The 18,160-nt window shown below is 65.0% G+C and carries 21 protein-coding genes; 13 read left to right on the forward strand and 8 right to left on the reverse strand.

Annotation, left to right across the window (positions count from 1 at the left end; genetic code table 11):
* Positions 1 to 33 precede the first annotated feature (33 nt).
* Genes E6P07_RS03980 through E6P07_RS03990 form a run of 3 tightly spaced genes read left to right on the forward strand, consistent with a single transcriptional unit; the run spans position 34 to position 3,202 of the window.
* Positions 34 to 855, forward strand: coding sequence for a hypothetical protein (locus E6P07_RS03980; protein WP_153974419.1), 822 nt, complete (start codon positions 34 to 36; stop codon positions 853 to 855).
* 53 nt (positions 856 to 908) lie between these two features.
* Positions 909 to 1,763: a substrate-binding domain-containing protein gene (locus tag E6P07_RS03985; protein ID WP_211363162.1), complete on the forward strand. Its 855-nt coding sequence runs from the start codon at positions 909 to 911 to the stop codon at positions 1,761 to 1,763.
* Positions 1,760 to 3,202: a sensor histidine kinase gene (locus tag E6P07_RS03990; protein ID WP_153974420.1), complete on the forward strand. Its 1,443-nt coding sequence runs from the start codon at positions 1,760 to 1,762 to the stop codon at positions 3,200 to 3,202. The genes E6P07_RS03985 and E6P07_RS03990 overlap by 4 nt, the downstream gene beginning before the upstream one ends.
* A 47-nt stretch (positions 3,203 to 3,249) precedes the next feature.
* Here the strand turns inward: E6P07_RS03990 and E6P07_RS03995 are convergent, their stop codons facing one another.
* A complete protein-coding gene (locus E6P07_RS03995) occupies positions 3,250 to 3,390 on the reverse strand; it encodes a YbaK/EbsC family protein (RefSeq protein ID WP_246172919.1) in 141 nt (46 codons plus the stop codon).
* Between the two features lie 36 nt (positions 3,391 to 3,426).
* Positions 3,427 to 3,594, reverse strand: a complete 168-nt coding sequence (locus E6P07_RS13605; RefSeq protein ID WP_170286783.1) for a hypothetical protein — start codon at positions 3,592 to 3,594, stop codon at positions 3,427 to 3,429.
* A gap of 502 nt (positions 3,595 to 4,096) precedes the next feature.
* On the opposite strand from E6P07_RS13605, the gene E6P07_RS04000 reads away from it, so the two are divergent.
* The 4 genes from E6P07_RS04000 (at position 4,097) to E6P07_RS04015 (ending at position 7,501) form a co-directional block, all read left to right on the forward strand.
* Positions 4,097 to 5,323 carry a transposase gene (locus E6P07_RS04000; protein WP_162008601.1) on the forward strand — a complete coding sequence of 409 codons (1,227 nt, stop codon included), beginning with the start codon at positions 4,097 to 4,099 and terminating at the stop codon, positions 5,321 to 5,323.
* Between the two features lie 141 nt (positions 5,324 to 5,464).
* Positions 5,465 to 5,944 (forward strand): cupin domain-containing protein, encoded by a 480-nt coding sequence (locus E6P07_RS04005; protein ID WP_153974422.1) that lies wholly within the window; start codon positions 5,465 to 5,467, stop codon positions 5,942 to 5,944.
* A 173-nt stretch (positions 5,945 to 6,117) separates the two neighbouring features.
* Positions 6,118 to 7,152: a COG3904 family protein gene (locus E6P07_RS04010; RefSeq protein ID WP_246172920.1), complete on the forward strand. Its 1,035-nt coding sequence runs from the start codon at positions 6,118 to 6,120 to the stop codon at positions 7,150 to 7,152.
* A 25-nt stretch (positions 7,153 to 7,177) separates the two neighbouring features.
* Positions 7,178 to 7,501 (forward strand): hypothetical protein, encoded by a 324-nt coding sequence (locus tag E6P07_RS04015; RefSeq protein ID WP_153974424.1) that lies wholly within the window; start codon positions 7,178 to 7,180, stop codon positions 7,499 to 7,501.
* 213 nt (positions 7,502 to 7,714) lie between these two features.
* Here E6P07_RS04015 and E6P07_RS04020 read toward each other — a convergent pair whose 3' ends face one another.
* Complete coding sequence (locus E6P07_RS04020; protein ID WP_153974425.1) at positions 7,715 to 8,023, reverse strand: 4a-hydroxytetrahydrobiopterin dehydratase; 309 nt, start codon at positions 8,021 to 8,023, stop codon at positions 7,715 to 7,717.
* An 85-nt stretch (positions 8,024 to 8,108) separates the two neighbouring features.
* Here E6P07_RS04020 and E6P07_RS04025 point away from each other — a divergent pair, with 85 nt between their 5' ends.
* Positions 8,109 to 8,576, forward strand: coding sequence for a DUF2269 family protein (locus E6P07_RS04025; protein ID WP_153974426.1), 468 nt, complete (start codon positions 8,109 to 8,111; stop codon positions 8,574 to 8,576).
* Between the two features lie 215 nt (positions 8,577 to 8,791).
* On the forward strand, positions 8,792 to 9,487 hold the full coding sequence (locus tag E6P07_RS04030; protein WP_246172921.1) for a M15 family metallopeptidase: 696 nt from the start codon (positions 8,792 to 8,794) through the stop codon (positions 9,485 to 9,487).
* A gap of 17 nt (positions 9,488 to 9,504) precedes the next feature.
* Here the strand turns inward: E6P07_RS04030 and E6P07_RS04035 are convergent, their stop codons facing one another.
* Genes E6P07_RS04035 through E6P07_RS04055 form a run of 5 tightly spaced genes read right to left on the reverse strand, consistent with a single transcriptional unit; the run spans position 9,505 to position 15,461 of the window.
* Positions 9,505 to 10,347 carry a Rossmann-like domain-containing protein gene (locus E6P07_RS04035; RefSeq protein WP_162008602.1) on the reverse strand — a complete coding sequence of 281 codons (843 nt, stop codon included), beginning with the start codon at positions 10,345 to 10,347 and terminating at the stop codon, positions 9,505 to 9,507.
* Positions 10,348 to 10,351: 4 nt separating this feature from the next.
* Positions 10,352 to 11,101 carry an ABC transporter ATP-binding protein gene (locus E6P07_RS04040; RefSeq protein ID WP_153974429.1) on the reverse strand — a complete coding sequence of 250 codons (750 nt, stop codon included), beginning with the start codon at positions 11,099 to 11,101 and terminating at the stop codon, positions 10,352 to 10,354.
* 15 nt (positions 11,102 to 11,116) lie between these two features.
* Positions 11,117 to 12,193: a FecCD family ABC transporter permease gene (locus tag E6P07_RS04045; protein ID WP_153974430.1), complete on the reverse strand. Its 1,077-nt coding sequence runs from the start codon at positions 12,191 to 12,193 to the stop codon at positions 11,117 to 11,119.
* Positions 12,175 to 13,230 carry an iron ABC transporter substrate-binding protein gene (locus E6P07_RS04050; RefSeq protein WP_153974431.1) on the reverse strand — a complete coding sequence of 352 codons (1,056 nt, stop codon included), beginning with the start codon at positions 13,228 to 13,230 and terminating at the stop codon, positions 12,175 to 12,177. The genes E6P07_RS04045 and E6P07_RS04050 overlap by 19 nt, the downstream gene beginning before the upstream one ends.
* Positions 13,227 to 15,461: a TonB-dependent receptor gene (locus tag E6P07_RS04055; RefSeq protein ID WP_153974432.1), complete on the reverse strand. Its 2,235-nt coding sequence runs from the start codon at positions 15,459 to 15,461 to the stop codon at positions 13,227 to 13,229. The genes E6P07_RS04050 and E6P07_RS04055 overlap by 4 nt, the downstream gene beginning before the upstream one ends.
* A gap of 319 nt (positions 15,462 to 15,780) precedes the next feature.
* Here E6P07_RS04055 and E6P07_RS04060 point away from each other — a divergent pair, with 319 nt between their 5' ends.
* Genes E6P07_RS04060 through E6P07_RS04075 form a run of 4 tightly spaced genes read left to right on the forward strand, consistent with a single transcriptional unit; the run spans position 15,781 to position 18,104 of the window.
* The gene (locus E6P07_RS04060) at positions 15,781 to 16,446 is read left to right on the forward strand and encodes a MotA/TolQ/ExbB proton channel family protein (RefSeq protein WP_246172985.1); all 666 of its coding nucleotides are present in this window, start codon (positions 15,781 to 15,783) and stop codon (positions 16,444 to 16,446) included.
* A 7-nt stretch (positions 16,447 to 16,453) separates the two neighbouring features.
* Positions 16,454 to 16,831, forward strand: a complete 378-nt coding sequence (locus tag E6P07_RS04065) for an ExbD/TolR family protein (protein ID WP_246172922.1) — start codon at positions 16,454 to 16,456, stop codon at positions 16,829 to 16,831.
* On the forward strand, positions 16,828 to 17,229 hold the full coding sequence (locus E6P07_RS04070; RefSeq protein ID WP_153974435.1) for an ExbD/TolR family protein: 402 nt from the start codon (positions 16,828 to 16,830) through the stop codon (positions 17,227 to 17,229). Before E6P07_RS04065 ends, E6P07_RS04070 begins: the two co-directional genes overlap by 4 nt.
* Positions 17,226 to 18,104, forward strand: a complete 879-nt coding sequence (locus E6P07_RS04075) for an energy transducer TonB (RefSeq protein WP_153974436.1) — start codon at positions 17,226 to 17,228, stop codon at positions 18,102 to 18,104. Before E6P07_RS04070 ends, E6P07_RS04075 begins: the two co-directional genes overlap by 4 nt.
* Positions 18,105 to 18,160 lie beyond the last annotated feature (56 nt).

An 18,160-nucleotide genomic window follows, 5' to 3' on the forward strand; every position in this document is an offset into this window, starting at 1 on the left:
GCCGTCTTGTCCCCTGGCGTGGCCGCTTTAGACATGACGGATCGCGAGTCGCGCCCGTGCGCCGACTGTCACGCGGCGATCGTACAGACCTTCGCCGCGACCCGGATGGCTCAGGGGGCGGCGGGCGAGGTCTTCCGCCGGGAATGGATGGAGCAAGGCTCGCCCGAGTCCTGTCTCGTCTGCCACGCGCCCTCCGGGGGTGCCGGCCTGAGCTGCAACGACTGTCATGGCCGGGCCGGGCATCCGTATCCCAGACTCCAGGTGCCCGACATCTGCGCCCGCTGTCACGATGCCCCCGGCGAGAGTACCGTTCGCCGTTTTCGCGAGCGCCCGGAGACGCTCCAGGGCAAGGATTGTCTAGACTGTCACCTGCCGCCGGGGGGGATCAGGGCGGGGCATGGTTTCATCGGCCCCTCGGTCCCCGGTTTTCTGGACGGCGTCGCCCGGGTGCGGCTGGCGCTGCGCCGGGGGCCGAACGACGACCCCCGGGTCCTGATCCAGATCAGCCACCGCGCCGGCCACGCCCTGCCGGGTGGGACCACGGGACGCGCGGTGTGGCTGGTGGTCAGCGGGCTGGATACCGAGGACCGCCCGGTGTGGCGTGAGACAGCGCGCTTCGGTTGGGAACGACAGGGCCGGGATCACTGGCAGGACCGCACCCTGCCCCCGGGATCACCTGGGCTCCTGGAGCTTGCCCTCGACCCGCGCACGGCGGTGACACGTCTGCGCGTCGAGCTCTGGTACCGCTTTGCGCCCGGCGACCTAGAGACACCGGATCCGCGCGCCCGGCTGTTGGATGCGACCGGGCTGGACCTGTGTCGCCCCCGGTTCCAGTCGATCAGCGATCATCCATGACATCCGACTCCACCCGGCCTGCATGGATCCACCACCTCATCGATCCGTCCAAGATGCCCCTGAATCGTCGCCGCTTCATCCGCTCGCTGCTGGCCACCGCGACCCTCGGCATGGCCCGCCCCCTCTTGGGGGCGCCGCCCATCCGCTTTGGCATCACAGGGGTGATGCTCAACGATCGGCTGGGCTTCCTCAACGATTGGGCGGCCTGGCTGGGTGCACGGCTCGGGCGACCGGTGGTCTTCGTCCAGCGCGCCCGCTATCGCGAGATCCTCGATCTATTGTTGCGCACTCAGCTCGATCTGGCCTGGATCTGTGGCTATCCCTATGTCCAGCATCAGGATGTACTGAAACTGATCGCGGTGCCTTCCTTCCAGGGGCAGCCGCTCTACCGCGCCTATGTCATCGCCGCCGCCGAGGACAGTGTCCAATCCTTCGAGGAACTCGCAGGCCGACGCTTTGCCTGGTCCGATCCGGACTCCAACTCCGGCTATCTCTACCCGAGGTCGTATCTGGCGAGCCTCGGATACGCTCCGGATCGCTTCTTTCGACGGACGTTTTTCACCTGGGGCCACCGGCGCAGCATCATCGCGGTCGCCGAGGGGCTGGCCGAGGGTGCGGCGGTCGATGGCTATGTCTGGGAGACCCTGGCGCGGCGCGATCCGGCGCTGACCGGGCAGACGCGCATCATCCTGCGCTCACCCCTGTTCGGTTTTCCGCCGATCGTGGCGGCGCCCAACCTGCCGGAGACGGATCAAACCCGGTTGCGCGAGATCCTGATCGGACAGGCGGGAGATGCCACTGGCCGCGCCCTGTTGGCTGAGCTCAACCTCGACGGCTTCGTCACCGCCGAGCCGGCCCTGTTTGCGGATATCGCGGTCATGGCGCGCCAATTGGGGCTCGGCAGGTGAACACCAACCGCTTTTGGTCGAGCTATCGCGTCCGCCTGCCGCTGAGCCTGAGCGTCTCGGCGATCCTGACCGCCTTCTGTCTGGCGCTCGCGCTCGGCGGACAGACGCTGGTCAATCTGCGCGCGGATCAGGGGCGCAACGCCTCGATGTTGGCCCATGCCTGGTCTGAGATGCTGGTTCAGGCCCTGCGCACCGAGGATGTGTGGTTGGCCTATGCCCTGCTGCGCGGCCCCGAAGGCGCGGCGAACTTCGATGCGATCTGGATCCTCGTCGATGTCTCGGGGCGGATCTTTGCCAGCAACCGCCCCCGCCGCTATCGGCTCGACCAGCCGCTGCGCGAGGCGCTGCCTTGGCTGGAAGCGACCCCGGGACAGGTCGAGACCCTCGAATGGGTCCAGGGGAATCAGGCCGAGGCCCAACGTCTGCTGCGTCTGCCGCTGTTTAGCGACGGTACCCCGGTCGGCGAGCTGATCGCCCTGCTGTCTGACACACCCTATCTGCCGCGCTTTCGCGAGATCCTGATCGGCGGCATCCTGGTGACGGGCGCCGTGCTCGCCCTGTTGGTGCCGCTTGGCTGGCTGTGGGGGCGGCGCCTGGTCGCACCCTTGATCCAGCTCAGTCAGTGCATGGGGCGGGTCGGTAAGGAGGACCCACGCCGGCTGCACTGTACCCTCCCGGGCGACGACAGCGAGATCGGTCAGCTTGGACGCCAGTTCGCCGCCATGGTCGCGGCCCTGGCCGAACAGGAGGCGCTCAAGGAGCGCATGCTCCAGACCGAGCGGCTGGCGGCGATCGGACGGGTCGCGGCTGGGGTGGCACACGAGGTCAACAATCCGCTCGGGGGGATGTTGATGGCGATCGATACCTATCGCCAGGCGCAGCGACCGGATGCCCGTACCGCCCGCCTGCTCGATCTGCTAGAGCGCGCGCTAAGTCAGATCCAGGGGGTGGTATCGGCGCTCCTGGTCGAGGCGCGTGCCGATCCGCGTCCGCTGACGGCGCGCGATCTGGACGATGTGCGCACCCTGGCCCAACCGCGCCTGGCCAAGTCCGGCGTGCGCCTGATCTGGCACAATGCCTTCGATGTGGCGACCACACTCCCGGCGGCACCGGTGCGCCAGCTGCTGCTGAATCTGCTGCTCAACGCCATCGAGGCCGCGCGCGACGGTGGTGTTGTGCAGGTGCGGCTCCTGAGCAAGGGCGATCGTCTGCGGCTGTGGGTGCGCAATCGCGGCCGCCCGATCCCGCCCGATCGGCTTGCCCAGCTGTTTGAACCCTATCCGGCGACCCCGAGCGCCAGGAGTGGTCTCGGATTGTGGATCTGCTATCAGATCGTCTCCCAGCTGGGCGGTACCATCGAGGTCGCGTCCAAGGGCGAACTGACGACCTTCCACGTCAGTCTGCCGCTGGATCAGTCGGTTGGAGGCGAGGGGCCTTAAGGTGACGAGGGGCTCACCGAGGACCAGCGCTATCGCGCGCCCCGGCTTCAGACGGCCGTGCTTACCAGGGTCGGCTGGAGCACGCGCAACAGCTCGGCCGTCGCCAATGAAATGATGTAGCCGCGCTTGCCGCCGTTGAGGTAGAGACGTGGCAGTTCGGCGATGCCTCGCTCACAATAGACCGGCATGGCGCGGCGCGTGCCGAACGGCGAAAGGCGCAGACCTTAAAGTAACAAGGCGCTCATGGTTCCCGTGACCACCGAAGAGATGACCGTCAGGATGAAGATGGCTGGGATCGCGGCGATGGCCGCCTTGACCATAAAGACGACCATCGACCAGAACGGCATCTGGATGTCGATGACAGTGACACGGGTGTTGGGTTCGTAGGACATCGGGAGGGCTCCATGGGGCGGATGGTGTGGCAGTATCCTGATCTGGACCCTGCGCTTCAAGTCTCACCGGGCGTGCATCCGTCGAGATCCAGCCTGCCAGATCCAGGTCGCGCCCCTGGGTGAGGAGCGGATCGAAACCGCTGTCTTTAGATCGAACTCGGGGGACGAGACGAAAGATCCAGCCCAGATCGTCTCGTGCAGCTTCAGCCGGTCATGGCGGTCGATTTCGATGTCGAGAGAGAGCAGCGTCGGGGCTGAGGGTGGGGTCGGCTCCATTCGGTCTACCTGGGCTGTGGGTAGTCCAGACGATTCATCTCAGGGAAGCACTGAATAACTCCTCGCCCTCTGGGCATGGGTATCTACACAAACCCGGCTCTGTTCGGGGGATTTCTCGCGGGGAAGATGAGGTACAAATAAGCGGTATGCGACGAATTTTGGTGACAAGCGTCTTGACGGACGCTATGGGAAGCTGTTGAAGGGGCATATGAACTGTACTGGCCCCTTGGCAGCGGGAGTCAAAGCCTTGCCGGACGGGAAGAAAGCCGCGTCGCACGCCCAGGCGATGGGGCGATTTCTGGCGAATCCACGGGTGACGCCTGAGGGGCTGTCGGTTCCGCTGTTGGCGGCGACACGGGAGGCCGTGACGGCGGATGGCGGTGAGTATGTGTTGGCGGTGGCGGACTGGTCGAGAGTGAACGATGGAGGGCACGCCTCGAAACGGGATCGCCTGCAAATGACCCATGCCACGGATGTGGGCGACGAACTGCAAAGCAGCCTCCTGGTCAGTGCCGAGGATGGCGCGCCCTTGGGGGTGCCGGTGCAGGATCTGGTGACGGCCCAAGGCGTCTGGAGCTCGTGTGCCGACACGATCAGCCCCAAGGTGTCTTCGCCTCTGGACGAATTGAGCGAGCGGATGAGTTGGCTGGAGCAGCAGAAATTCGGCCCCCGGTTGGTACATGTGATTGATCGCGAAGCGGATTCGGTCGGCCATCTGCGCCGCTGGACGCGCGACGGCCAGTTGTGGCTGGTGCGCGCCAAAGGGAACTCGACGGTACGTTACGGCAACGGCTCGATGCGCATCGACGCGGTGGCCAAGCAACTTGGCTATACCCGAGAACGCCAGGTTCTCTGCCAAGGCCGACCGATCCAGCACTGGATTGCCAGTGCGCCGGTAGTTCTGACCCGGCCAGCGAAGCCGAAGAAAATCGGCGCTGACGGGCGACGGCAGCGACCGGTTCCGGGCGAACCGCTGAAGGCCCGGCTGGTGGTCAGTCGCCTGTGCGACGAAGCCGGACATCTGGTGGCCGAATGGTTCTTGCTCACGTCGGTGCCTGAAACCGTCAGTGCCGCGCGTGTAGCACTGTGGTACGACTTCCGCTGGCAGATCGAATCGTTCTTCAAACTGCTCAAACAGGCAGGCCATCAACTGGAGCAGTGGGAACAGGAGAGCGGGGGAGCCCTATTCAAGCGTCTGCTGATCGCCACCCAGGCCTGTATCCTGGTGTGGCGCCTGGCTGCGCAGCAGACCGAGGAGGCACAAGCCGCCCGGCAGTTTCTCGTGCGCTTGTCCGGCAGGCAGATGAAGGCATCTCGCCTTGTTACCCCCTCCGCCTTGTTGGCTGGCGCTTTCATACTGTTCGCCATCCTCGATTCCCTTGATCACTCTTCTATCCCAGAACTCCGTGCCTTCGCCAACTCGATTCTTCTTGCTAACGGAGGGGATGGATGAAATTGTGTAGATACCTATGCCCGCGCGGGCGGGGGAGAAGGGATTTAATCAGCGTTTCCCTCATGGATATTACAGGACATGGTGTTGAGGCAGCGATCGGGGCTATGATTCAGCCGAGCATCCTCCACATCGAGGACCACCATGGGCCACCCGTCATCCTGGTGTTCGAGACAGATCCGCACGTGCCTGATCTTCGGCCTGTTCGGCGGGCTGCTCGCCGCTCCCGTGCTGGCCGAACAAACCACGATTCCCGGCGTTGAGGTCCAGCGTCTCGCGCGCTCCAACCAAAGCTGGAATGGGCATCTGCTCCCGGCCTATCGGCCAGAGCAACCCGAGATCACCATTTTGCGCTTTCGCATCGCGCCAGGCGCCCGGTTGCCGCTGCATCTGCATCCGGTCATCAACGCGGGCGTGTTACTGTCGGGTGAGCTGACCGTCGAGTCCAAGGCCGGTGAGATCCTGCATCTGAAAGCCGGCGCGGCCTTGGTCGAACTGGTGGGCGAGCTGCACTTTGGCTACAACTCAGGCACTGAGCCGGTTGATCTGATCGTGTTTTATGCAGGTAACACCGGGCAGCCCATCGTGGAAATGGCCGAGGGGGAAGCAAGGTACCAACACTGAGGGCTCAGCCAGTCGCGCGCGTGTGGCTGATGGATCCTGACTGGGTTCTCAGTCGCCATCGCGGCTTGGGTGTGTATCCTTAAAAATCATCCTGCGGCTCCGCACGTTCATCGGACGTCATCCAGGTGCGGTTCTACTGCATGAACGGCTTGAAGGTTTCAGACAGGCTCGCGATGGTTCGTCACCCCCTCACTCGGCTCCTGCCAGGTCTAATTTTGGCCTTGACCGCGTTCGCGGTCCCAGCCCAGTTCGATCCACCGACCTATCAGGGCGGACGAGGGCAATGGCAGTGGGAAGGGAATGTCGCCAAGACCATCTTCGATAACGGACTGGCCATTGCGATCGCCTTTTCGACTGACGACGACTGTGATACCGCCTACTTCGGTCTCATCGGCAACGATCAGGTCACGTCGATGTCCTTCATCATCGACCAGCACCAATACAAGCCGCTCGACGTCAAAGCAGTCGATGCCGGAAACGGCACGCCGCTGATCGGTTTCCCACTTTCGGATCAGGCGCTCTACGACCTCAAACACGGCCAGATCCTGCGCGTGCTTACCGATCAAGGCAATCTGAATGTCGGACTCACGGGTACGGCCCTGGCGTTCAACAACGCCTACGGCAACTGTCTGCTCATGCTTCAGAAGACGACGCTGCAACCGAGTAACAGCCGTCTCAACGCCGAACAGGCAGGGGCGCCGTCCAAGCCGTCTGCGCCCGACAAGCTCTCGCGCATCGAGCTGGAGAACGGGACGGTGATCGTCATGTTCTCAGGCGAATTCGAGGCTGGGGATGGACAACGCATCATCACGGCGCTGGAGGAAACTGGAGCCTCGGCCCTCGGACTCAACAGCGTCGGCGGGCTAGTCTCGGAAGCACAGATGGTCGGCTACTATCTGCGCAGCCACAACCTCGATACGATCGCTGGTGAGGTGTGCGCCAGTGCTTGCATCTTTGCGCTGGCCGGCGGCGTAGATCGGCTGGCCATCGATGGGGCGCGCATTGGCCTGCATCAGTCCTATGTGCCCGGCGGTGGCAGCCTGGAGGATGGTCAGCGTCTGGTCGGCAACTATATCCGCTACTTTCAGAGCATGGGGGTCGATGCGGAGGTGGTGGCCTTGGCGGCGACCATGCCGAGTGAGGGGATCCGCTGGATCGATCCCAAGCGGGCGATGGAATTGAAGCTCATCGGGGCGGTTTTGCCCTGATGTCCGAGTCGTAGAGGTCTGCATCATGCGTCGATTCACACTCGTGTTCCAGTTGCTGGCGGCCTGGTCGATCCTGTTGCTCGCAGACCCAGTCTGGTCCGATCCCAAGCCTCACCCCATGATCAAGTATGGGCGTTGTCCCAGCAGCTATCGCGTCAGCGGTGACTATTGCGTCCCCAGCTCGCGCTCAGCGTTCGCCGTCGAGAAGCGGGGCCGGTGTCCCAGCGGCTATTTTGTCAGCGGAGACTATTGTGTTGCTGGGTCACGCGCACGCATGGCCATTCCCAAAGTGGGGCGCTGTCCTAGCGGCTGGACTGTGAGCGGGGACTACTGCCTGGAACGGCGCTGACCGGCAGGCGGATGGTCGGCGGTGGGCAGCGGTCCGGCGGCTAGACTCAAAAGCCCAGGGCGTCACGAAGGGGCGTCGGCGGTTCGGCTGGGCGAGTTGTGGTTGCGTGCTCGGGGTGCTGTTCGTGGCAGGGGTGCTTTCGATGTCCCGGCCCCAAAGGCGCTGCTTCGGATCTTTCTGGAAGCGCCGTCCTAAGACGGCGGCCACCGTCCCTCATCCGCGGCTCGATAGCCGTTCCATATGCCATGCAAGCTCGACATCGCGCTCGGTGATCCCGCCGGCCTCATGCGTGCTCAGTGCCACGCGCACATGCGCATAGGCGTTGCTCCAGTCGGGATGATGGTCCATCGCCTCGGCGATCAGGGCCACCTGGGTCATAAAGCCGAAGGCGCGCACGAAGTCGGGGAAGATAAAGGTCTTGCACAGCTGGTCGCCGGAGAGCGACCAGCCGCCCTGACCCAGGGCGTTGAGGTCGGCAAGGGCGGTCGTCAGGGCGTCGATATCGAGTCGTGTCGTGGACATAGTGGCCTCCAGTCGGTATCAGGTCTCTTGGTTTTTTGAGGAGATGGGCGCACGGCCCATCTGATTGCTACCTGGACTTTCCTCAATGCTTTACGCCGGTCTAAAGACACTCCATCTGTTTGGCGTCGTGCTGTTGGTCGGCAATGCCATCGTCACCCTGATCTGGAAGCTCGCCGCCGACCGGATCCGAGACCCGCGGGTGTTGGCCTTCGCCCAACGGTTGGTGGTCGTCACCGACTGGTGGTTTACGGTCGGCGGTGTGGTGCTGCTTGTGCTCGGCGGCTACGGGGCGGCGCTCGTCGCGGGACTCGATGTCCTGAACGTCAGCTGGTTGGTCTGGGGACAGGTCTTGCTGGCCCTCTCGGGTGCGCTCTGGGCCGGCGTGCTGGTCCCGGCGCAGATCCACCAGGGCCGACAGGCGCGAGCCTTCGTCGCGAGCGGGGAGATTCCGGTGAGCTACTGGCGGGCGGGGCGACGCTGGGCCGTGTGGGGCGTGGTGGCGACCGCACTGCTGCTGATCGCCATCTGGGTCATGGTGGCCAAGCCGGTTTGAAATCACGGGGTCAAACCCGGGTTTAGGGTGCCTGGGGTGGCGAAGCATCCGCCAACAACGGGAAGTACAGGACGCGATTTTGGTTATCATGAGGCCCTATGCGTGATGATCGGAGTTTTACGATGCCATCGGCCCATCGTCTGTCATCGACCCACCGCCTTCGCCTCTGCCCGGCCATTTTGATATTCGCTGCTGTTTCAGCCGACGCCGGGCCGTTGCCGGATGGCTTCGTCCATCTTGGGACCCTGGCACCCGAGATCGTGCAGGACATACGCTATCACGGCAGCTACAACTTCGTCGGCCAGCCCATCGACGGCTATCTGGCGCCCTCGTGCATCCTGACCCGCCAGGCGGCCGAGGCGCTGCGCGACGTCCAGGCCGAGGTGACCCAGGAGGGACTCCGGGTGCGGGTCTTTGACTGCTATCGCCCGACCCGGGCCGTGGCGCACTTCATGGGTTGGAGCCAAGATATCGCCGACCAGCGCATGAAGCTCGCCTTCTATCCGCGGGTCGATAAGGCCGACTTCTTCCGCCTGGGCTATGTGGCCGAACGCTCGGGACATTCGCGCGGCAGCACGGTGGACCTGGCCCTAGAGCCGATCGGTACCCCGGTCGATGTCTCGGCGGCGCTCGCGCAGCGTCCGTTGGTCGATTGCACGGCCCCGCACGCCGACCGCTATCCGGACACCGCCCTGGATTTTGGTACTAGCTTCGACTGCATGGATCCGCGCTCGCACCCGGATAACACCGAGGTCTCGGCCACTGCCCAGGCCAATCGCGCCCGACTCGCCGCCGTCATGGCCCGGCACGGTTTCCGTCCCTTGCCCGAGGAGTGGTGGCACTTCACCCTTGAACAGGAACCCTTCCCCGACACCTATTTCGACTTTCCGGTGACGGCGCTGGGCGAGTGAAGTCGGATCCAGGCGGCTCATGGGGTCGGCGCGTCCGTCAACCGCAGCGCCGTCAGATAGCCCATCTCGGTCTCAAACATCGAATCCCAGTGGCCGACTTGCAACAGCCGTCGAGTGCGGTCGATGTCGCGGATGTGCAGACTAAAGACGTGTGTGACACCACAGCCGGCCAGGAACGCCGGGTGCGCCTGGGCCGAGAAGCCGACCAGTAACTTGAAACGCGCTGCGCGTGCCAACGCCAGGATCGGTGCCAGGGTGTGATTGAGCAGGGTCGCTCCGGTGAGGATGAGGCCATCGGCCTTGGGCAGCCAGGCCCATTCCTGGGCGTCGGGCAGGGCGCCGGTACGATGGCCCGGACTACGCTCGAAGACCACATGGGGAACGCCTGCCTCGGCCAGTCCGGCCACCAGCGGTCTCATGTTGCCGATGACCACCACGCGGCGCGCCTCCTGTTCCCTGACCCAGCGCACCACGCTCGGGCGAACCTCCGTGGTCTCGACGCCGGCGAATCCCTCGCGCGCTAGACGATGCTGCGAGATGGCGTTGATGACCGCCAGCGCGAGACAGCGCTCCAGCGGATGGTCGGCCAGGATCCGGCCGGGCAGCGCAGGCAATGGCCATTCCTTCCAGTCGAGCGGTAGCCCATCGTGGCGTGGCCCCGGTAAGCTGGACTCGCCGACCGGCGTCAGGGCCAGCCCGAGTGCGCGGCGTCCCTCGCGGTCGCGGACCAGCGCCCAGGAGATGGGCTGGCCGAGGCTGAGATCCTCCAGGATCAGCGGATGCCCGGCCAAGTCATCGACCGCGCGGTGGGCCAGGGTTTCGAGCAGGGGATCGCTCAGCCAGCGATGCGTGTCCGTCATGGCGTCACAGGGGGATGAAGACTGAATGCCCGGCCAGGTCATGGCGCACCACCGGCACCCGGTAGACCTGCTCGACCTGCTCCGGGGTTAGGGTCGCCATGGCGCCGGCGTCATGACCGCCGGCACCATCCAGCAGCAGGAAGTGATCGGCGAAACGCAGTGCCAGGTTGAGATCGTGCAGCACCACCAGGGCGACCAGATCACGCGCACGGGCCGTTTGCCGGATCAGGTCCAGCACCTCGAGCTGATTGGCCAGATCCAGATGATTGACTGGCTCGTCGAGCAGCAGCAGGCGCGGCGTCTGGGCCAGGGCGCGTCCGATCAGGACCTTTTGCAGCTCGCCGCCGCTGAGTTCGGTACAGAGACGCCCGGCGAAGGCACTCAGACCGAGGTGCGCGAGGATGTCGTCGACCAGCGCTAGATCGGCGTCCGTGACCTGCCAGCCAAGGTGCGGGAGGCGCCCGAGCAGGATGGCCTCGTAGACGGTGACGGCCGCGGGTGGCGATTGCTGGGGCAGATAGGCGATGCGCCGCGCGCGGGTCGCCCGGCCAAGGCCGGTGAGTGGTACGCCGTCCAGATGCAGGGTTCCGGTCTGGGGCCGAAGCAGCTGGGCCAGCGCCTTAAGCAGCGTCGACTTGCCCGCACCGTTCGGACCGAGCACTGCCAGCAACTCACCGGCCGGCATTCTCAGATCCAGCCCGCGCACCAGGATGCGCCCGCCATAGCCCAGACCGAGATCGCAAATCTCGAGCATCTCAGTGACTGCGACTCAGTGACTGCGACGCCGCAGCAGCAACGCCAGCAGCAGTGGCGCGCCGAACATGGCCGTGACCGCCCCGACCGGCAGCACCACCGGGGCGATGATCAGGCGGCCCAGGGTATCGGCGCCGAGCAGTACGATCGCCCCCGCCAGCGCCGCGTAGGGTAGCAGATAGCGATGATCGGCGCCGATCAGCAAGCGCACCAGATGCGGCGCGATGAGTCCGACGAAACCGATCACGCCGAGAAAGGCCGTGGCCACCGCCGCGAGCACCGCCCCCGCCGCCAGTGCCCACAGGCGCAGCGGAGCGACCGCCACACCGAGGGCACGGGCACTGTCTTCGCCCCAGGCCAGGGCGTTGAGCGACCAGGCCGCGCGCCTCAGCAGCAGAAACAGCGGCGCGAACGCGCCTGCCATCCAGGCGACCTCGCGCCAACCCGCCTTGCCGAGATCGCCGAAGGTCCAGAACAGGGTCGCCGCCGCCTGGGTGTCGGTGGCGAAATACTGCACCAGCATGGTTCCAGCGCTGGAGAAGGCGCCGAGCGCGATACCGGCCAGCACCAGCGCCTCGGGGCGCAACCCGCGCAGCAAGGCCAGAAGCAGGATGGCCCCGGCGGTTCCGAGTGCCCCGATCAGGGCGGCGCCGACCACCAGAGAGGGTTCCTGAATGACCACGGCGTTCGGCCCCAGCCGGTTCAGCTCGCCTGCGCCCAGCAGAACGATGGCACAGGTGGCGCCCAGGGCTGCACCCTGGGAGACCCCCAGCGTCATCGGTGAGGCGAGCGGGTTACGCAGCACGCTCTGCATGATCGCACCCGCCAGACCCAGGCTCATGCCGGCGAGTAGGGCGGCGAGCAGACGCGGCAGACGGATCGACCAGATGATGTGCGCCGCTGGATCAGCGGCTCCGGGGCCAGCGGTCAGGGCAGCCAAGACGGCCTCGGGTGTGAGCGCATAACTGCCCTGACCCAGGGCATAAACCAGCAGGCTGGCCAGCAGGATCAGGAGCGCCAGGCCTGTCAGCCGGCGCCGCCCGGTCTGGCGCCGGAAGACGGCACGCGGCGCGCTCAGGACACTGGCGTCCACTGCCCAGTCTCCAGATCCAGCCGGCCCAGGCCCAGACCCTGGCGCGCCAGATCGGGCAGGATATCCGCACCGAGGAAGGTCCGCAGGATGGCACTGGCCCGGGCCTGGACATCGAGATCTGCCAGGGCAGCGGGATGGAGCACCCTGGCCATCATCCAGGCATTGGCTAGGGCATTCTCGACATTGGTGTTGTAGGCGTTGAACGGCAGGGTCAGATAGACCCGGCCCTCGCGTACCGCACGCAGACCCTGGTAGAAGCCAGACTCCCGGGCATACTCGGCCAGGATGCCGGCCAGTCCACCGCCGTCGATGAAGAGCACCGGCGGATCCCAGAGCAGGATCTGTTCGCGGTCGATGAACAGATGACCAGCGGGTCCGGCCCGATCCGCCAGGTTGTCGGCGCCCGCCCAGACGAGTGGCGGATGTCCCGACTGGGTGCTGGTGAGTCCATGGGCACCCTGCAAGCTGACGCCACCCACATAGGCGGTAGCGGGCGACTCATTGGCCAGACGTTCGCGCAGCTCGGCCAGGTTGGCGGTCAGGAACCCGGCCAATTGCTCGGCGCGCGCCTCAAGGCCCAGGGCGGCGGCCAGGGTATGCAGCGAGGTCAGCAGGTCATCGATCCGCAGCAGACCAGGGCCGCCATAGCTCAACGGCAATACCCGGAGTCCAGCGCGCTCGCGCAGGGCCTGGATCTGTTGGTCGTCGAGTGTGACGGTCACGACCAGGTCCGGACGCAGCGCCACAAGCTGCTCCAGATCCGGCAGACGGCCTGGACCACCGGGTCCGATCGAGGGCAGGTCGGTCAGTCCGGGTGGCAGGGCATAGCGATAGCTGCTGGTCGAGAGCGGGCGTCGCTCTATGTCTTCCAGCCCGACCAGACGCTCGGCGGCCCCGAGATAGGTGAGCAGTCGCAGCGCGCCTGGGCCGACGGCCAACACCCGTTCGGCACCCACCGCCCCGCTCGAACGCCAAACAGGCGCGGCCAGTCCGGCGGCGAGCAGGCCCAGGAAGTGTCGGCGCGTGCAGGCGGTCACAGCTCGACGTCCAGCGTCAGCATGGCGGTGAAGGGTGCGCCCGGATAGTAGCTGGCACTACCGCCTTGGTTGTCGTCCGAGGCATTGATCACCGCCACATAGTCTTCGTCGAAGAGGTTGGTCAGTTCTAGCGACACCTTGAGCGTCTTACCCGGCCACAGACGCTCGGTGCTGTAGCTCAGGGTCAGATCTGCGAGCAACACGGCGTCGATTGACTCTTGGTGCTGGGAATCGCCGTGACGCTCGCCCAGGTAGCGCAGTGCCGGGCGTAGCTCAAAGTCGCCGAGGCGATAGATGAGGCCGGCGTGCGCCATCCATTCCGGGGTGTCTACCACCTGCTTGCCCTTGGTGTCGAGGGTCGTGCCCTGATAGGTCAGATCCGCATCGTAGGTCAGGCGGGTATAGGTCGGGTTCAGGTAGAGCCTGAGCGCATCCGAGACATAGGCATTGATCGCCAGCTCCAGCCCATAGCCCGTGGCCTCACCGATGTTCTGCTGGTAGTTCACCGGCTTGCCTTTGACCAGAACGCGGGGGTCAGACACGCTGGTCAGCAGGTTCCGGTATTGGCCGAGGAAGAGCGTCGGCATGATCTCGATGCGCTCGCCGCGAAAGCGTAGCCCCAGATCGATGGTATCAGACTCCTCCATGTCATAACCGGAGAACAGTTCGTTCAGCGTGACCCCGGCGGCCCGAAAGGCGGCGCGGTTGCTGTTGTAGGTATTGATGATGGGCAAATAGGAATAGGGCCGGATGAAGCCCCGGCCATAGCTGGCATAGACCTGGGTCGCGGGCGTCAGGTCGTAGGAGAGGCCGAGCGACGGCAGCCAGATGTCATGGGTGCGTGCCTCGCGGTCCAGGTCCGGGGCGCGCACCAGGGCATAATCAGGTGCCCCGCCTGTGGTGTAGCCCTCACTCTTGGAGTCCTGGAACTCGAAGTATTTGAGTCCGGTCTGCCAGCTCAGCGCACCGAGACGTCCGGTAAGCTTGGCATAGGGACTATGGATGTAGGTCGTCCCTGTGGTCGCCAGCACGCCATAACCGCGATAGCTGAGCCCGCTGCGGGTGATGGCAGAGTTCTGGGTGGTGATCTCCATGGCGTTTTGCTCATAGTGATACCCCATCAATGCCGTGATCCCCTGGATCTCAGTGCTGGCCTCGGCGATCAGGCCCCAGCGATCGATGTCACGGTTGCGCTCCTGTACCTGTCCACCGCTTGCCGTGGTGCCCTGGAGGATCCTGGCGTCCTCGGTCGAGGAGTAGGGTTTGAGGGTCAGACGGGTGTCGGCGCTGGGCCGATAGGTCAAGACCGAGAGCAGATCCGTATTGAGGTAGGAACCGCGGTTGTAGTCGTAGTAATAAATGTCCTCGGACGCGTTTCCGGTACGGCTGGTGTTGAAGTCCAGATCCAGGTCCGCGTCCGGCCCCGCGACCTGCGCATAGGTCAGCGCCCGATAGAGGTGCTGTTCCTGATCGTTGTGATTGAGCCAGAGCTTGAGTTCGAGGTCTTCACGCAGCGGCTGGACGAGCGCCAGATTGGCATTGATCCGCGGACCCAGATCGCCCGGACCCCGCCACTTGTCCGCCTCTGAGTAGGAAGCGGCGCCGGCGATCCGGGTGCCGCTCGCGTTCAGGCGCCCGGACTCCAGCCGAGCATAGGTCCGGGTGAAGTTATCTCCACCCAGTCGCTGATTGAGTTTGGCACCGGCTTCCTCACCCGGCCATTTAGGATGCAGGACAATGGCCCCACCGCGTGTGCCGACGCCGGTCCCGATATCCGCCGGGGTCGCGCCCTTATAGACCGAGATCGACTCTATGTTCTCCAGGTCATAGAGATAATCCCGTGGACCGATGGGGTTGCCGCCATAGTTCGGTACCCCTTCCACCGTCAGAGTGCCCAGCGAGCTGCGCACCCCGCGCAGACGCACGCTGGATTGCTCTACGCCCAGTCCGCGACTGTCCGGTTGCTCGGTGCTCACGCCCGGAAGTAGATCGATCGCCGCCCAGACCTGGTTCGCCGCCTTGGTGCCCTGGATCTCGATCCCCTTGGTCGTGACCGCCGTGCCCGTATAGACCTTCTCCTCGGTCTGCTTGGTCGGTGTTAGGATGCGCTCAGCCTCGACCTCGAGGGGTTCGAGGGTGATGATCTCCTGCCCGCGCACCTCTGACCAGATCAGCCCCTCAGTGAAAAGGACGAGCGCGATCTGAACGAGTAATGAGCGTCGCGAGTACATGCCAAAGTCTCCTTAACGAGGCGGAGAAGGTTAGCCTGATGTAGCCACACTTGGATGTCGGGACACTTGGTATGATAATTTTAAGGTACATAATACACAACTACCGAGGCTGTAAACCTGATCAGCGCCTCGGCGAGAAGAGGCCGACTTAATGACCGATCCGATGCGGATGGTATTTCCAGCCTTTGTGCGGGGTATCATGCCGTCCAATAGAGACGCGCCCCTTGCGCCGGCCAGCGACACGCTCGCTGTGATCCCTGGACTCGATTGGGGTCATCTGGTCATCCAGGTGGCGCACCGGTTGGCGATCGTCATAGATATGGGTGGTCCGGTGATACTGGCGCTGGGGGTGCTCTCCGTGGCGGCCTTGGCCATCGTGCTGCTCAAGCTCTGGCAGTTTGGGCGGCTGCGTCTCGGCGCGCTCGGCCCTGTCCAGGATGCGCTCACACTCTGGAGACGGCACGAGGATGAGGCGGCACTCGCGCGTCTGCGTCGGATGCGCTCGCCGGTGGCGCGGGTCGTCGCGGTCGCCATGGTGGGACTGGAACGGCCCGACGTCGAGCCGGCACTGCTGCGCGAGGAGCTGGTACGCCTCGCGAGCGTCGAGCTGGAGGGGCTGCGTAGTTATCTGCGGACCCTAGAGGTCATCGGCACCCTGAGTCCGCTGCTGGGACTGCTCGGTACGGTGCTGGGGATGATCGAGGCCTTTCGCCGGCTCGAATCGGCCGGGACCCAGGTCGATCCCGCCATCCTCTCGGGAGGGATCTGGCAGGCGCTGCTCACGACCGCCGTTGGCCTGAGCATCGCCATCCCGGTGGTACTGGCTCACACCTGGCTGGAGCGGCGTGTCGAGCGTTGTGGACACCAGATGGAAGACGCCGTCACCCAGGTCTTCACGCGCGATCTCCTGCCCATCGACCTGGAGGTCGGGCCGGGGCACCAGTCCGCCGCGACCGATGCGGCCCAGGTCAGCGATGCGGCTTGAGTGGCGCGTGCCGCGCCGTCCTAACCCGATCGGACTGACGCCCCTGATCGATGTCGTCTTCATCCTGCTGCTCTTTTTCTTGCTTGCCTCGCATTTCGAGGCGCGGCGTGCGCTCCCTATTGACGCAACGCAGACGGCGCTCGCGGAAACCGCGGACTCGGACGTGCCCAGCCTGTCGATCCGGCTCCACGCCGATGGCCATATCGATCTGGGTGACGTGCGGCTAGAGCAGGGGGCGGTGGTGGAGCGACTGCGCGACCGCCTTCGGCAGCAACCTGAGCTGCGCGTCCTGATCCATCCGGATGCCGAGGTCGAGCTTCAGGCCCTGGTCTCGCTGATGGACCGGATCCTGGCGCTCGGTGTGACCGAGGTGACCCTGGAATGAAATTCATCCAACCGCACCGCCGGTCGCCTGGTGATACTGGGCTGATCCCGCTGATCAATGTCATCTTACTGATGTTGATCTTCTTTATGCTCATGGGGCGGCTGACACCGCCCGAGCCGCTCAATGTGACACCACCCACCGCAAACACGGGTCGCGCGCCGACCGAAGCACCGATCCTCCTGCTCATCGATGCCGAGGGGCGGATGGCCCTGGACGCTCGCCCTATCGAAGCCGACGCGCTGATGGGGCGGATCGCCGCTCTCGCTGATCCGGCATCGCAGCCCGTGACCATCAAGGCCGATGCTCGGCTCAATGTCGGCTCATTACGGGCCGTGCTGACCCTGTTGCGACAGGCCGGAATCGCGCGCGTCGATCTGATGACGGTCGGTCGGCCATGATGGAGATCCGCGTCCATCACTGGCTGATCGCGTTGATGGTGGCCGGTGCCGCCCATGTGGCCCTGCTGCTGGCGTGGCCGACACCGTCTTGCCCAAAATCCCAGGTAGGGCCTGTCTATAGCCTCCGGCTGGCGGCGTCCAAGCCCTCCAAGGGCGCCGACTTGGATGAACCGAGCAAAGGCCACGATAAGCAGGAACCGCGCGCCCCTGATCAGCCGACTCTGACGCCGCCCCCTTCTAAGCCCATGCCAAAGGCGGCGATTCAGACACCCCTGAGCGCACCAACGACGCCCAAGACACAGACACCCGAGTCAAGGGTTGCGAAGTCTGGCGAGGGCACGAAGACACGCACGCGCGAAGGACCCAAGCGACTGGTCGAGACGCGCCAGGGGCGTCCCAGGCCCGTCACCACCAAGACGCCGGCGCCGACCAGGCCGATGGCCGGCGTCGAGGCAAGCCCCGAGATCCCCTCAACCCAGGCGCAAAGGACCCAGGGCGGCACCGAGGAGAGGTTCAACCGGGCGGGTCACGGAGGATCAGGACAGGGCGCCGATGACGGCGGCGTCGGCACGGGTGTCGATCCGGCGGATATCCACAGTTATTACGCCACGCTGGTCGCCTGGCTCAAGCGGCACAGGCGTTACCCGGAGTCGGCGCGTCGACGCCAGGAGCAAGGCACAGTCCAGGTGACCTTCAGTATCGACCGGCAGGGACGCCTGCTGTCGCACCGGATCGAGTCGAGTTCCGGCCATCCGGTGCTCGACCAAGAGGCGAGGTCCCTGCTGCAACGGGCCTCACCCATGCCACCCATTCCGGCCAACCTGGCCCAAAATACCCTGACCGTCACGATACCGATCAGCTTCAGCCTCCACTGAACCGGGGTCGGACAGGCGCCAGACCTCGACCTCGATCCTGCGAGCCGGGCATGGCC

Source organism: Thermochromatium tepidum ATCC 43061 (assembly GCF_009664085.1).
Taxonomy (GTDB): Bacteria; Pseudomonadota; Gammaproteobacteria; order Chromatiales; family Chromatiaceae; genus Thermochromatium; species Thermochromatium tepidum.